The sequence below is a fragment of the Streptomyces sp. NPDC059092 genome (assembly GCF_042756365.1).
In the GTDB taxonomy this organism is placed as follows: Bacteria; Actinomycetota; Actinomycetes; order Streptomycetales; family Streptomycetaceae; genus Streptomyces.
Genome location: NZ_JBHZEJ010000082.1, coordinates 21,266 through 35,901, shown reverse-complemented (window position 1 = coordinate 35,901; position 14,636 = coordinate 21,266). Strand labels below are relative to the sequence as shown.

General features: G+C 72.0%; 11 protein-coding genes. 4 read left to right on the top strand and 7 right to left on the bottom strand.

Annotated features, from left to right (window positions below; translation table 11 throughout):
* Positions 1–426: 426 nt before the first annotated feature.
* Together ACFXPL_RS32570 and ptsP are read left to right on the top strand one after the other, a co-directional pair.
* Positions 427–876, top strand: a complete 450-nt coding sequence (locus tag ACFXPL_RS32570; RefSeq protein ID WP_384926426.1) for a PTS glucose transporter subunit IIA — start codon at positions 427–429, stop codon at positions 874–876.
* Positions 877–966: 90 nt separating this feature from the next.
* On the top strand, positions 967–2,637 hold the full coding sequence (gene ptsP / locus ACFXPL_RS32565) for a phosphoenolpyruvate--protein phosphotransferase (protein ID WP_384926424.1): 1,671 nt from the start codon (positions 967–969) through the stop codon (positions 2,635–2,637).
* A gap of 99 nt (positions 2,638–2,736) precedes the next feature.
* On the opposite strand, the gene ACFXPL_RS32560 is transcribed toward ptsP, so the two are convergent.
* Entirely contained in the window at positions 2,737–3,723 is a 987-nt protein-coding gene (locus tag ACFXPL_RS32560; protein WP_384926422.1) for a hypothetical protein, read from the bottom strand.
* 76 nt (positions 3,724–3,799) lie between these two features.
* Positions 3,800–5,815 (bottom strand): acetoacetate--CoA ligase, encoded by a 2,016-nt coding sequence (locus ACFXPL_RS32555; protein WP_384926420.1) that lies wholly within the window; start codon positions 5,813–5,815, stop codon positions 3,800–3,802.
* Between the two features lie 172 nt (positions 5,816–5,987).
* Between ACFXPL_RS32555 and ACFXPL_RS32550 the strand changes: the two genes are divergently transcribed.
* Positions 5,988–8,420 (top strand): TIM-barrel domain-containing protein, encoded by a 2,433-nt coding sequence (locus tag ACFXPL_RS32550; protein WP_384926418.1) that lies wholly within the window; start codon positions 5,988–5,990, stop codon positions 8,418–8,420.
* Positions 8,421–8,511: 91 nt separating this feature from the next.
* Here ACFXPL_RS32550 and ACFXPL_RS32545 read toward each other — a convergent pair whose 3' ends face one another.
* Complete coding sequence (locus ACFXPL_RS32545) at positions 8,512–9,051, bottom strand: NUDIX domain-containing protein (protein ID WP_384926416.1); 540 nt, start codon at positions 9,049–9,051, stop codon at positions 8,512–8,514.
* Positions 9,052–9,132: 81 nt separating this feature from the next.
* Here ACFXPL_RS32545 and ACFXPL_RS32540 point away from each other — a divergent pair, with 81 nt between their 5' ends.
* Positions 9,133–9,963, top strand: a complete 831-nt coding sequence (locus ACFXPL_RS32540; protein ID WP_384926414.1) for a M15 family metallopeptidase — start codon at positions 9,133–9,135, stop codon at positions 9,961–9,963.
* A gap of 111 nt (positions 9,964–10,074) precedes the next feature.
* Here the strand turns inward: ACFXPL_RS32540 and ACFXPL_RS32535 are convergent, their stop codons facing one another.
* From ACFXPL_RS32535 to ACFXPL_RS32520, 4 genes are read right to left on the bottom strand one after another with little or no spacing between them, the layout of a single operon-like run.
* Complete coding sequence (locus ACFXPL_RS32535; protein ID WP_384926412.1) at positions 10,075–10,683, bottom strand: ATP/GTP-binding protein; 609 nt, start codon at positions 10,681–10,683, stop codon at positions 10,075–10,077.
* Positions 10,664–11,059: a DUF742 domain-containing protein gene (locus tag ACFXPL_RS32530; RefSeq protein ID WP_329828358.1), complete on the bottom strand. Its 396-nt coding sequence runs from the start codon at positions 11,057–11,059 to the stop codon at positions 10,664–10,666. The genes ACFXPL_RS32535 and ACFXPL_RS32530 overlap by 20 nt, the downstream gene beginning before the upstream one ends.
* Positions 11,060–11,069: 10 nt before the next feature.
* Positions 11,070–11,510, bottom strand: a complete 441-nt coding sequence (locus ACFXPL_RS32525; protein WP_329828359.1) for a roadblock/LC7 domain-containing protein — start codon at positions 11,508–11,510, stop codon at positions 11,070–11,072.
* Positions 11,507–14,398 (bottom strand): nitrate- and nitrite sensing domain-containing protein, encoded by a 2,892-nt coding sequence (locus ACFXPL_RS32520; RefSeq protein WP_384926428.1) that lies wholly within the window; start codon positions 14,396–14,398, stop codon positions 11,507–11,509. Before ACFXPL_RS32520 ends, ACFXPL_RS32525 begins: the two co-directional genes overlap by 4 nt.
* Between the last annotated feature and the right edge of the window lie 238 nt (positions 14,399–14,636).

Genomic DNA, 14,636 nt, shown 5'->3' with positions numbered 1-14,636 from the left:
TGGCGTTGACTTTTGGCACGCTGTTGAGTTCTCAAGGAACGGACGCTTCCTTTGTACTCACCCTCGCGGGCTTTCCTCCGGGCGCTTCCCTTCGGCATTTCGTGTTTCAAACTCTACCAGGTCTTTTTCGACTTCCTGACCACCGTTCCGCAGGCATGCAAAAGCGGAGTCCGAATGACGATCAAGGCTTGGTAGTTGCCGCCGACCCCCGACTTGATGTCGTGTTGGTGTCAGGCAGGAGTACGACAGTACATCCCGCCGGGCGGCACAGGCAAATCGCTTCTGTGCGCCGGAGGCCCGCCAACCGGCAGCTCTTACGCGGAACCGTCACTTCCTATGACTTACCCTTCTGAACAGCGCGTCGTTCCTTCACGGACGGTGACGACGGCCCTCTACTTTTTCTCCGCCCCCCTGGGAGGCTCCTCCATGACCATCGTCACGGCTCCACTGCCCGGACGTGCCATCGGATTGCCCGCTGTCCCCGACCCGGTCTTCTCCGGCGCGATGGTGGGCCCCGGTACCGCCATCGACCCGGAGCGGGCGCCCGGCGAGGTCGTCTCACCGGTGGACGGGGTCGTCGTCTCCCTCCATCCCCATGCCTTTGTGGTCGTGGACGAAGAGGGGCACGGAGTACTGACCCACCTCGGCATCGACACGGTGCAGCTCAACGGTGAAGGCTTCGAACTGCTCGTCAACAAGGGCGACACGGTCAGCCGTGGGCAGGGCGTCGTGCGCTGGGACCCGGCCGCGGTCGAGCTGGCCGGCAAGTCGCCGATCTGCCCCGTCGTCGCCCTGGAGGCCACCGCCGACTCGCTCGGTGACGTCCGCGAGGACGGCGACGTGAAGACCGGCGACGCACTGTTCGGCTGGCAGTGACGCCGGCGACGTATGTCAGGGACGGGCGCGGCGCGTCCGTCGTACATCCATCGCGGCGAGCTGGTCGCCGCATAACCGGAGACGGGTGAAATGGAGACAACTCTGCGAGGCGTCGGGGTCAGCCACGGAGTGGCGATCGGCGAGGTCCGGCACATGGGGACCGCGGTGCTCGAACCGCCGGCCAAGCAGATCCCGGTGGAGGAGGCGGAGCGCGAGCAGGGGCGCGCTCACCAAGCTGTCGAGGCCGTGGCCGCCGATCTGATCGCCCGGGGCAACCTGGCCGGCGGCGAGGCCCAGGCCGTGCTGGAGGCTCAGGCGCTGATGGCGCAGGACCCCGAGCTGATGGCCGATGTGGAGCGGCGCATCGCCGTCGGATCCACCGCCGAGCGCGGTGTCTACGACGCGTTCGCCTCGTACCGGGCCCTGCTCGCCGGAGCCGGCGAGTACCTCGCCGGGCGGGTCGCGGACCTGGACGATGTGCGGAATCGTATCGTCGCCCGACTGCTCGGGGTTCCGATGCCCGGCGTGCCGGACAGCGACGAGCCGTACGTACTGATCGCGCGCGATCTCGCCCCGGCGGACACGGCGCTGCTCGACCCGGCACTGGTGCTCGGCTTCGTGACCGAGGAGGGCGGGCCGACGAGTCACAGCGCGATCCTGGCGCGTGCGCTCGGAGTCCCCGCCGTGGTCGCGCTGCCGGGTGCGGGGGAGATCTCCGAGGGCACCGTGATCGCGGTCGACGGCAGTACCGGCGAGATCTTCGTCGAGCCCGCGCCCGCCAAGCGCGCCGAGCTGGAGGCCTCAGCCGCCGCGCGGAAGGCCGCGCTCTCGGCGTCCACCGGGCCGGGTGCGACCTCCGACGGGCACAAGGTGCCCCTGCTCGCCAATGTGGGCGGGCCCGGAGATGTGCCGGCCGCGGTCGAGGCGGGCGCGGAGGGCGTCGGGCTGTTCCGTACCGAGTTCCTGTTCCTGGACGACAGCGAGCGGGCGCCTTCGGAGGAGAAGCAGGTCGAGGCGTACCGCAAGGTCCTCGAAGCGTTCCCCGAGGGCCGGGTGGTCGTCAGGGTGCTGGACGCCGGCGCGGACAAGCCGCTGGACTTCCTGACACCCGCCGACGAGCCGAACCCGGCGCTGGGCGTGCGCGGGCTGCGGAGTCTGCTGGACCACCCCGATGTGCTGCGCACCCAGCTCACCGCGCTGTCCAAGGCCGCGGCCGGACTGCCGGTGTATCTGGAGGTCATGGCGCCGATGGTGGCCGACCGCGCCGACGCCAAGGCGTTCGCGGACGCCTGCCGTGAGGCGGGGCTGAACGCGAAGTTCGGCGCGATGGTGGAGATTCCGTCGGCCGCTCTGCGGGCGCGGTCGATCCTTCAGGAGGTCGAGTTCCTTTCGCTGGGGACCAACGACCTGGCTCAGTACACCTTTGCCGCCGACCGTCAGGTGGGAGCCGTATCGCGGCTCCAGGACCCGTGGCAGCCCGCGCTGCTCGATCTGGTGGCGCTGTCGGCCGAGAGCGCGAAGGCGGAGGGCAAGAGCTGCGGTGTGTGCGGCGAGGCCGCCGCCGATCCGCTGCTCGCCTGTGTGCTCACCGGTCTCGGTGTGACGTCGTTGTCGATGGGCGCGGCCTCGATTCCCTACGTACGGTCGGCGCTGGCGAAGCACACGCTGGCGCAGTGCGAGCGTGCCGCCGCGGCGGCACGGGCTACGGACTCCGCCGAGGAGGCGCGGAAGGCCGCGCAGGCGGTGCTGTCCGGCGAATGAACCGGTGAATCGGCGAGTCCGGTCGGTTCGACGGACCCGGTGACGGGGAGGGTGAGGGGCTTGTCCGGCGGGCACGGCGGACAAGCCCCTTCTCCGTCGTCAGTGGTGGGTGCCGGTGTCGTCCAGGCGCAGGTCGAAGCCCGCGCGGTACTCCACTCCGGGCTCGGGGGACAGCGGCTCACCGGTTTCCGCGTCGGTGCAGTAGGCGCTGAAGACCTCGCCCTCGGTGAGGGGGACGAGGCTTCCGGCGGCCAGGCGCCAGCCGTGCAGCCGGTCCGGGGTGCCGGGGGCCGTTGTACGGAGCACCACTCCCCCGGTGGTCTCCAGGGCGACGCCCGCCGCGAGCACGCTGACGAATTCGGCGGCCTCGGATGTGTCGAACAGGGCCGACATGCCGTCGAGAGCCGGGCCGGCGCCGAGCGCCGGGGCGTGGCCGGGAGGCGTGGCGCCCTCGTCGCGGTCCGCGTGCAGGACGGCCAGGAGCTGTTCGTCGGCCGCGGGGACGCTGCACACGAGATGGTGTGTGCCGGGGCCCGCCTCCTCCAGCAGTCGCAGCAGGATGTGGGAGGCCCGGTCGAAGGCCGCGCGTCCGATGTCCTGTCCGCATTCGGCGCAGGCGCCGAGGTCGGCGAGGAGCGTCGTCACATACTCCCAGGTGGCCCTGCGGATCGCGGTGTTGATGAGCTGAGGGACGAGGGTGTCGATGGGCTGGCCCTCGTACGCGACGGCGGCGCCGCTCGCCGGGATGGCGGCGGTGAAGCGGCTGCGGCTGGCCGGGGTGTCCGGGTCGAGCCCCGTGTCCGCGCAGTATTCGGCGAACTCCTCCGGATCGAAGAGGGCGACGGTGGTGTGCACCCCCTGTGACGCCAGCGCCCTCAGCAGTCCGTCGAGCTGCCGCAGATAGGCCGCGTGGTCGTCGAAGGCGAAGCTGCGGTAACTCCTCATCGCGGCGAAGTCCCGCTCGTCGGCGAGCAGGCCGACGATGCTGGGGACTTCGCGGCGCATGATGCGTCGCCTGGCCGCACGGGTGCGGTTACCCCGGTCGGTGTGTGCGCGGTCGGTACCGGCGCGGTCGGTGTACGTCATGATTCCCCCTGAGCACGGTCGATCATTGCTCACTCAGAGTAATCGGGGGGTCTGACAACGGGTCCCCCAGCCGGGATCAGGGGCGCTCGCGGACGAGATTCTCGTAGAAGCGGAGCAGTTCGGGGTGGTCGACGGAGCCGGCGTTGACGGCCTTGTCCAGCGCCGTCCCCTGGAGAAGTCGCTTGACGGGGACCTCGATGCGTTTGCCCGTCAGTGTGTGCGGGATGCCGGGAACCTCGATGATCTCGTCCGGGACATGGCGCGGCGAGAGCTGTTCGCGGATCGTCCGCTGGACGCGGGCGCGCAGCGCCTCGTCGAGTACGGCGCCCTCGGCGAGATGGACGAAGAGCGGCATCCAGTAGCCGCCGTCCGGCTCCTCCACGCCGATGACCAGTGATTCCCTGATCTCGGGGAGGCGTTCGACGGCTTCGTAGATGTCGGCGGACCCCATCCGGACGCCCTGGCGGTTGAGGGTGGAGTCGGAGCGGCCGTGGATGATGACCGAGCCCCGGTCGGTGAGGGTGATCCAGTCGCCGTGGCGCCAGGCGCCGGGGAACATCTCGAAGTAGCTGTCGCGGTAGCGGCTGCCGTCGGGGTCGTTCCAGAAGCGGACGGGCATGGACGGCATGGGCTGGGTGACGACCAGTTCGCCGACCTCGCCGATGACCGGCCGGCCCTGGGCGTCCCACGCCTGGAGGTCGGTGCCGAGACAGGGTGCCTGGAGCTCCCCCACGTGGACGGGGAGGGTGGGGACGGCCCCGGCGAAGCAACTGCACACGTCGGTGCCGCCGCTGACGGAGGCGATCCACAGGTCCGCGGCGACCTCGTCGTGGAGCCAGCGGAAGCCGTCGGGCGGCAGCGGCGATCCGGTGGTGGCGACGCAGCCGACGCGCGAGAGGTCGTGGTCGCGTCCGGGGTGCGCGCCGGCCTTGCGGCAGGCCATGACGTACGCGGCCGAGGTGCCGAAGAGGGTGGCGCCGGTCCGCTCGGCGATGCCCCACTGGGCGTCGACGGACGGGTAGCCGGGGCTGCCGTCGTACAGCACGACCGTGGTGCCGGTGAGCAGTCCGGAGACGAGGAAGTTCCACATCATCCAGCCGGTGGAGGTGTACCAGAAGAAGCGGTCCTCGGGGCCCAGGTCGCAGTGCAGGCCGAGCTGCTTGACGTGTTCGAGGAGGATGCCGCCCTGGGACTGGACGATCGCCTTGGGCAGTCCGGTGGTGCCTGAGGAGTACAGGACCCACAGGGGGTGGTCGAACGGGACCTGTTCGTAGGCGAGGGCCGCCGACTCGCCGGCCCCGGCCTCGTCGGCCCCGACCGCGTCCGGCGCGGTGACGTCCGCCCAGTCGAGGGCCCCGTCCGGTACCGGTGTGCCCAGCAGCGGGATGTGGATCACGGCCCGCAGGGTGGGCAGTTCGCGGCGGAGTTCCGCGACGGTTCCGGTGCGGTCGTGCTCCTTGCCGCCGTAGCGGTAGCCGTCGACGGTGAAGAGCACGACGGGTTCGACCTGCTGGAAGCGGTCCAGGACGCCGCGCGCGCCGAAGTCGGGCGCGCAGGAGGTCCAGGTCGCGCCGACGGCCGCGGTGGCGAGGAACGCCGCGACGGCCTGCGGGATGTTGGGGAGGTAGCCGCTGACGCGGTCTCCGGGGCGTACGCCCAGTTCCCGCAGCCGCGTCGCGAGCACGGTCACCTGGCGGCGCAGCTCGGCCCAGCTCACCGCGGTCTGCTCGTGCGTCTCGTCGACGTACAGGAGCGCCGGTTCGTGGGCGCGGGCCGGGTCGTCCGCCGTACGCAGGGCGTGCTCGGCGTAGTTGAGGGTGGCACCGGGGAACCACCGGGCGCCGGGCATGCCGCGGTCGCCCAGGACGCGTTCGTACGGGGTGGAGAACCGGATGTCGAACCAGTCGGCGACGGCGGCCCAGAAGCTCTCCAGCTCCTCCACCGACCAGCGGTGCAGCGCCGCGTAGCCGCCGTCGGCCGGTGCGCCGTACCGCTCGGCCGCCCAGGTCTGGAAGCGGCTGATGCCGGCCGTGGCGATACGGTCCCGGCCCGGCTGCCACAGGGGGGCGTCGGGGCTGGCTGCTGCGGTCATGGGGCGGCTCCCGGCTGGCTCGGCAGTGGTCACACGGTGACGTGGTACGGACGATGCCATGTGATCGTCCGCGGCACCAGGTTCCGTCCGCGATGCCGGGCCGGGGCCGCCACGGGTGAACGGGAGTTGAACGGTGTCCCTCCGGGGCGGCCCGGATGGCAGGCTGAGCGGTATGGACGGTCGGGAACTGGTGCGTTCGATGAGAGTGGCCGGATCGGTGCGGGGGCTGCGCTCCGTACGGTCGGCGTGGCGTGGGCGGCGGGCGGACGCCAGAGAGCTGGCTCCGCGCGGTCCTGAACGGGCCCGGGTGCCGGGTCCGCTCACCGGGACCGAGCCGCTGCCGGGTGGGGGGATCGTCCGGTTCGCGCGGGCGGAGCTGCGGGTGTGCGTCATGGTGGGCGGCGCGGTCTTCTGGGGGTGGGACGGGGCGGGTCCGCTGCCGTCGTACGGGCTGGCCGGCGCCCCGCCGGAGCCGGATCCGCGGGCCGGGCTCGAACCGGACAAGGACGGCGGCTGGCGGGTGGTGTCGCAGTGGGTGACGGTGTCGGTGTCACGCCACGGGGGTGTGGAGATCCGTACGCCGGGGGGTGTGGCGCTGCGCCGGGAGCTGCCGCCGCGCTGGTGGGAGCCGGTGGCGGGGGGCGGTGCGCGCTGGGTGCAGCGGACGGAGGTGGCGGCGGACGGCCGGTTCTTCGGTCTGGGCGGCCGGGCGTCGGGGCCGCGGCTGCGCGACGGCACGTACCGGCTGTGGAACACGGATCCGGGCGGCGGCTTCGGGCCCGGGGACGATCCGCTGTACGTGACGATGCCGGTGCAGCTCGTGGTGGCCGACGCGGGCACGCATCTCGCGTTCCACGACAACTCCTGGGACGGCCGGGTCACGCTCCGGGAGGGCGAGGAGGGCGCGGGTTCCGGGCACGACCGGCCGGGCACCAGTGAGCTGCGGATGGAGGGCGGGCCGCTGCGCTGCTGGGTGGTGACCGGCACGCCCGCGCGGGTGCTGCACGGCTGGACGGCGCTGAGCGGCGCGCCCGTGGCGCCCCCGTCCTGGGCGCTGGGTCCGCAGCACGCGCGGTGGGGGTTCGGCAGCGAGCGTGAGGTGCGGCGGATCGTGGCGGGGTACCGCGAGCGCGAGCTGCCGCTGTCGGCGGTCCATCTCGACATCGACCACTACGACGCGCATCAGGTCTTTACCGTCGACCGTGAGCGTTTCCCCGATCTGCCGGGGCTCGCGGCGGAGTTGCGCGCGGAGGGGGTACGGCTGGTCTCGATCGTCGATCCGGCGGTGAAGGCGGAGCCCGGGAACGCGGTGTACGACAGCGGGCGCGCGCTCGGTGCGCGCGACGGGGATCCGCGGGGCGGCGGTGCGTTCGTACGGGACGCGCGGGGCCTCCCGGTGCGGGGGGTCGTGTGGCCCGGCGAGTGCGTCTATCCGGATTTCACCGATCCGGCGGTCCGTGACTGGTGGGGCGGGCTGTACGAGGAGCGGTTGGCGCAGGGGTTCGCCGGGGTGTGGCACGACATGAACGAGCCGGTGTCCTTCGCGCCGTTCGGCGATCCGACGCTGCCGCGTTCGTCCCGGCACGCGCTGGAGGGGCGGGGCGGCGATCACCGCGAGGGCCACAACGTGTACGCGCTGACGATGGCCCGGGCCGGTTACGAGGCGCTGCGGCGGCTGCGCCCCCACGAGCGGCCGTTCCTCTTCTCGCGCTCCGGGTGGGCGGGGATGCAGCGGTACGGCGGGACCTGGTCCGGTGATGTGTCGACGGGGTGGCCGGGGCTGCGCGCGTCGCTGGCGCTGGTGCTGGGTCTGGGGCTGTGCGGGGTGCCGTACTCGGGTCCCGATGTGGGCGGTTTCGACGGGAGTCCGTCGCCCGAGCTGTATCTGCGCTGGTTCCAGCTCGGCGCGTATCTGCCGCTGTTCCGTACGCACGCGGCGATCGGCGCGGGGCGCAGGGAGCCGTGGGAGTTCGGCCCGCGGGTGCTGGAGCACGCGCGGGCCGCGCTCGACGAGCGGGAGCGGCTGCGGCCGTACTTCGTGACGCTGGCCCAGCTCGCCGGGCTGACGGGGGCGCCGTACGTCCGGCCGCTGTGGTGGGGGGCGCCGGAGGACCGGGCGCTGCGCGACTGCGAGGACGCGTTCCTGCTGGGTGACTCGCTGCTGGTGGCGCCGGTGCTGACGCGTGGCGCCGACCGGCGGGCGGTGCGGCTGCCGCGGGGGCGGTGGTACGACACGGTGACGGAGGAGGCGTACGAGGGCCCTGGCCAGGTGCTGCTGGACGCGCCGCCGTCCCGTATCCCGGTGCTGGCCCGGGCGGGTGCGGTGATCGCGGTGCGGGGCGCTGACGGGGGCCTGGAACTGGAGGCGTGGGCTCCGGTGGCGGGGCGCGCGGGCGGTGGGCTGGTGGTGCTGGATCCGCAGGACGACGGGCGGAAGCCCGTGGAGGACAGGGCGGAGGGCACGGGGCCCGCGGCGGAACCCGCGCCCGTGGTGGAGCGGTACACCTCGCGGCTGGTGGACGGCGTGGTCCGGGTCGAGCGGGTGACGGACGGGGGCCCGGTGCCGCCGCGGTGGCCGGTACGGGTCAGGGGAAAGGCCGGCTGACCGCCGGTCGGCGGCCGGGCCGCTGACCGGCCGGCCTGCGTGGAACCGCCCGGCCGCCCGGCCCCGGCCCCGGCCCCGTACCGTCGTTCGGTCAGCCGCGTGGCCCGGGGGTGTAGCGGCCGGCGAACCAGGCGCGTACCGCCTCGGTGTGGAGCGGGAACGCCAGTTCGGCGGGGGCGCGCAGCAGATGCCGGCCCGAGGTCTCGGCCGTGGGGACCGAGGGCGGCAGGCTCTTTGCCGGGCGCTCCGGGAAGAGGCCGAAGAGGAGCAGATGGCCGTCGGGCGAGCTGAGCGCGTCGGCCAGGGTGACGTCCCGCTCGGCGGCCTCGATGCCGGTCTCCTCGCGGAGTTCCCGCACGACCGCGTGGCGCCAGTCCTCGGCGTGGTCGACGAATCCGCCGGGGAGTGCGACGCCGCCGTACGCGGGGGCGATGGTGCGGGTGATGACGACCAGGGAGGTGCCCTGCCGGTCGGTCACCGGCAGAAGGGCGACGGCGACGGGGAGCGGGTTGCGGTAGACGGTGGCGCCGCAGGCGGGGCAGGTACGGGGCCAGCCGGCCGCCGCCGGGTACGGGGCGCCGCAGTGGCCGCAGTACGCGTGGGCGCCGGTCTTCTTCGGGGGCTCGGACACGCGCGGACTGTACCGGACACGGGCGGACTGTATGCGAGCGCTCTTTCCCGTCACCCGTGCGGCTGATAGATCAATGTGACCATGACAAGAATCGCGTTCCCGCGCCGCCTCCTGGCCGCCACGGCCGCCTGTGCCGCCGCGCTGCTCACTGTCGTCACGGCCGCCCCGAGCGCCGGAGCGGCGCGGGCCCCGGCCCGCTCCGAGCCGACCGCGCCCGGGGAATTCGTCGCCCTGCGTACGGTCGCGCCGACGATCATCCACGAGATGCGCTATCCGACCCGGCACACCTTCCTGGGCGAGCCGGTGGACGGCTACCGGGAGCCGGTCTGCGTCGTCACCCGGTCCACCGCCGAGGCGCTGCGCACCGCGCAGTCGGAGCTGCTGCGGCGGGGCTACTCCCTGAAGGTGTACGACTGCTACCGGCCGCAGCGGGCCGTGGACCACTTCGTACGCTGGGCGAAGGACCTCCAGGACCAGCGTATGAAGGCGGAGTTCTATCCGCGGGTCGACAAGTCGCGGCTGTTCGAGGACGGTTACATCGCGGAGAAGTCCGGGCACAGCCGGGGCTCCACGGTGGATCTGACGCTGGTGAAGCTGCCGGCCCTGCCGACGCGTCCGTACGTACCGGGCGAGCGGCTCGCTCCGTGCTTCGGGCCGAAGAAGGAGCGGTTTCCGGACAACTCCGTCGACATGGGGACGGGCTTCGACTGTTTCGACACGCTCTCGCACACCGACGACCCACGGGTCCGGGGCGCGCAGCGGGCGAACCGGCTGCTGCTGAGGTCGGCGCTGGCCGAGGTGGGCTTCACCAACCTGCCGGAGGAGTGGTGGCACTTCACCCACAGGCCGGAGACGTTCCCGGACCGCTACTTCGACTTCCCGGTGGCGTGGGGCCCGGTTCGCGGCCACTGAGTCCGGAGAACGGAGCGGGACGGCCGGGACCACCCCCGTGGGCTCCGGCCGTCCCCCTGGTGGGGGACGCCGGTCAGCCGTTCCCGGTTCTCGTTCCTGACCGTCAGGCGGTCAGGAGGTGGGCGCGTGCTCGCGCTGGAGGGCCGCGCGGTTCATGGCGTGTTCGACCACCGAGACCAGCACCTCCTTGACGGACTCGCGTTCGCGCGCGTCGCACATCACCAGCGGGACCTCGGGGTCGAGGTCGAGCGCCGAGCGTACGGTCTCGCCGGGGAAGCGGTCGGCCCCCTCGAAGCAGTTGACGGCGACCGTGAACGGGATGCCGCGCCGTTCGAAGTAGTCGACGGCGGCGAAGGAGTCGGCGAGCCGCCGGGTGTCGGCCAGGACGACGGCGCCCAGGGCGCCTTGGGCCAGCTCGTCCCAGAGGAACCAGAAGCGGTCCTGCCCGGGGGTGCCGAAGACGTACAGCACCAGGTCCTCGCGGAGGGTGATCCGGCCGAAGTCCATGGCGACCGTGGTGGTCGTCTTGGACTCGACGCCGTCGACGTCGTCGACGGGCCGGCCTGCCTCGCTCAGTACCTCTTCCGTACGGAGCGGCCTGATCTCGCTCACTGCGCCGACCAGGGTGGTCTTGCCCACCCCGAAGCCGCCCGCGACCAGGATCTTCAGCGCCACCGGATCGACCGGACGCTGCCTGCGGCTAGAGCGCCCGAAGACCATTGATCACCTCGCGGAGAATGCTCACGTCCGGCAGCTCGGCCGGCGGAACGGGACGGGTTACACGCACGATTTCGTCCTCGACGAGATCTCCGACGAGCACCCTGACCACCCCTACGGGGAGATCGAGGCCCGCCGAGAGCTCGGCGATCGACTGGGGGCTCGTGTAGCAGCGATCCACGATCTCCACGTGTTCGGGGGAGAGCGTCTGGTCCCGGCCGGGGTCACCGGCCTCGGGTTCGCATACGACGAGCGCGATCAGGTCGAGTTGGTGGCGCGTCGCGCTGCTGGTGCGGCCACGCGTCATCGCGTACGGGCGCACCACCGGTCCGGCTTCGCCGTCGAACCAGTGCTGCGGATCCTGACCTGAGTCACTCATCTCAGCCCACTCACCCTCCGGCGGGCAGGCCGGTCCGTGGGGCCGTGCCCAGGTGGACCCCGACCCGCTTGACCATGAGCGTCATCTCGTAGGCGACCTGGCCGACGTCCGAGTCCGCGTCGGAGAGCACGGCGAGACAACTGCCGTCGCCCGCCGCGGTGACGAAGAGGAAGGCGTCGTCGAGCTCGACCACGGTCTGCCGGACCCTGCCCGCCTCGAAGTGCCGGCCCACACCCTTGGCGAGGCTGTGGAATCCGGAGGCGACGGCCGCGAGGTGCTCGCCGTCCTCGCGCGTCAGGTCCTTCGACGTGCCGGTGGCGAGGCCGTCCCCGGAGAGGACCACCGCTTTACGGATGCTGGCGACCCGCTCGACCAACTCGTCGAGCAGCCAGTTGAGCTCTCCCGCGCCATTGGGGTCGGTGGAGCGTGCTGCGACATTCGGTGCGGTCATCGACCGTCCCCCTCCGATGTGGTTCCTTGTGTCCCGGCCGGGCTGCTGGAGTCCTCGGCGTCGTTCTGCCGACGACCACGCTGCCAGCCGCTTTGGAGCGACGCCATACGGCTGCGGACCTCGTCCGCGTCCCGCTCGCCGTCCTGACCCGCGACGGGCCCCGGGCCGGAGTTCGTGTCCTGTGCGGCGTCCCTCAACTGGGGGGCCAGGCTGGCCTGCCGTACCCGGCGCGGCAGACCGTCGATCATGGGCGGGGCCTCGTCCGACGAGGTTCCGGCCGGTGAACGGCGGGAGGTCTGCGACGGTACGCCCGACCAGGCGCGCCCGCTCCCTCCGCCGGGTGCCGACGAGTCCTGCGCCGGGTTGCCGCGCTCCGGTTCGTCCACGCGCCGGCCTCGGTCGGCGACCAGCGTCGGGGGCTTGCGGCGGGGCAGGGACGGCTCGTCGGCGGGGCCGGAGCCGGTGTCGGGAGTCTGGTCGTACCGGGCGTGCCGGCCGCGTGGGGACGGGGTGGCCCGGCCGTCGCGGCGCTCGCGGAAGTCGCGGGTGTCGTCGCGCCGGTTCTCGTCCCGGAGTTCGCGCAGTTCGTCGCGGCTCATGCGGGCGTCCCGTACGTCGTACAGGTCACTCCGGGCGTCGCGGGCGTCCCGTACGTCGTAGTCGTCGCGGCGGTCGCGGCGCCCTTGGGTGTCGTGGGTGCCCTGGGTGGAATCGCGAAGGTGCTCACGCGCGCGGAAGAGTCCGCCACGCTCGCTCTCCGTGTCATCGATGTCGCCGATGCCGTCACCTCCGCCGAGTACCGGCCCGCTGTCGGCGCCCGGAGCACCGACCGGTGCTTCGAGTTCGACCGGACCGTCGAGCACGGACGGGCCGCTGCCCAGTCCGGTGGGGACCTGCGCCAGTGCGGTGAGCCGTCCACCGCCGGAGTCGGTACGGCCGCGCCCCCGCTCCAGGGTGTTCTTGCGGTCGAGCCGGAAGCCGGTGCCCTCCGTCTCGGGGGCGTCGGTGAGCAGCGCGACGGGCAGGAAGACGATCGCGGTCGTACCGCCGTACGGGGAGGGCTGGAGGGAGACCCGTACGTTCTGCCGCTGGGCGAGCCGGCTGACGACGAACAGTCCGAGCCGGTCGGTGTCCGACAGTTCGAACTCGGGCGTCTCCGCGAGCCGGAGGTTCGCGTCGAGCAGCACCTCGGGGGCCATGCCCAGACCGCGGTCGTGGATCTCCAGGGTGAAGCCGTTGGCGACCCGCTCGCCGTGCACCTGCACCGCGGTGTGCGGGGGCGAGAACACCGTGGCGTTCTCCAGGAGTTCGGCGATGAGGTGGGTGAGGTCGGCCACGGCCGGGCCGCCGACACCGAGCCGCGGGAGCCTGCGGACCTCGATGCGCTCGTAGTCCTCGACCTCCGCGACGGCGGCGCGTACGACGTCCATGAGCTGGACGGGCTTGCGCCACTGGCGGGAGGGGGCGGCGCCGGAGAGGATCACGAGGCCCTCGGCGTGGCGGCGCATACGGGTGGTGAGGTGGTCGAGGCGGAAGAGGTCGGCCAGTTCCTCGGTGTCCTCCGTACGGCGCTCCATGGTGTCCAGGAGCGTGAGCTGACGGTGGAGCAGGACCTGGTTGCGCCGGGCGAGGTTGACGAACACCTCGGAGACGCCGCGCCGCAGGTCGGCCTGTTTGACGGCGGCCTCGACGGCGGCGCGCTGAAGGGTGTTGAGGGCCTGGCCGACCTGGCCGACCTCGTCCCTCTCGTATTCGAGGCGCGGCGCCTCGGTCTCCACGTCGACGGGGTCGCCCGCGGCGAGCCTGCGCATGACGCTCGGAAGGCGCACACCGGAGACCTCGTGGGCCTCCTTGCGGAGCCGGGAGAGGTCGCGGATCAGGTCACGGCCGACGCGGGTGGAGACGAAGATGGAGATGAGGAGGGTGAGCAGGCCCAGTGCCGCGGCGAGTCCGGTCCTGACGAAGACGTCCTGGCGCACGGGGTCGATGTGGTCCCGGTAGAGGGAACTGGCCTCCGTGCTCTCGTCGGTGAGGTCGCTGAGGACGGAGGCGGTCATCCGCTGCCAGCTCTTGGCGCTGACCGACTTCGGGTTCCTGGCCGGCCCGGCGGCGATGAGGCGGTCCTCGGTCTCGCGCAGTTCCAGGGTGGCGGGGGTCCGCCAGTACTGCTCCAGCGTCGAGCGGTCGGAGAGCGGCAGGTCGGCCAGGTTGGACTCGTAGAGCAGAACGCGGTTGGCGACCAGGTCGGAGGTGCGGCGCAGGTCCTCGGCGGTCATCTCGCGGCCGACCAGCGCGGAGGCGACGAGGGCGTCCTCGCGGGAGAGCATCTCCTTGGCGCGGTCCAGGCCGATCAGCGCGCGGCCCCAGTTGTCGCCGTCCATGTCCTCGGTGCTGTAGAGAGAGGCGAGGACGTTGTGACTGGGGTCGATGAGCTTGTTGTAGAAGTCGAGGGCACCCTCACGGGTGACGGTGCTCTCCTCGACGGAGCGGCGCATCAGGTCGAGGCCGTCCAGGTCGTCGAGGAGCCGGCCGAGCCGTTCGGACGTGATGGTGTCCATCCGGTCCCGTACGCCGGACTCGGAGTTGCGCCGGACCTTGGTCAGGGCGCGGTCCGTGTCGCCGCGGCGGCTGCGCAGCTCGGTCAGCGAGTCGGCGGCCTCGGGGTCCGCCAGGAAGATCAGCGTCTGGCGTCGCTCGCTCTGGAGGACGCGGATGCCGTCCTCCACCGGGTGGCCGATTTCCTTGATCGCGTAGCTGACATCGATGAGCTGCTTGGCCGGAGTACCGGCGAGCGTGGTCGCGAGCCCCCACAGAACGGTGAGCCCGATGAGCGGCACGAGCAGCAGCGCCACGATCTTCCGGCGGATGGATTTCCCGCGAAAGCGCATGGCCTCCCCCTGGTCGATCCCCGCCTGTTGCGGGAGATGCTTCGTCAGCAAACGGCGCGAGCCTACTACTGTCACACCGGCAACTCGAAGACACGTCCGTATGTTTTTCAGCCGTCCCCTGACTCCTTGATCATGAGTTGTCCCGGTATTCGGCGAGATGGCTTCCACTTCTCGTGTAGGGAAGCCGCGCGGGAAGACAGGTGACGGTCAAGACAGATGGCCGAAATCATTCGCTTGA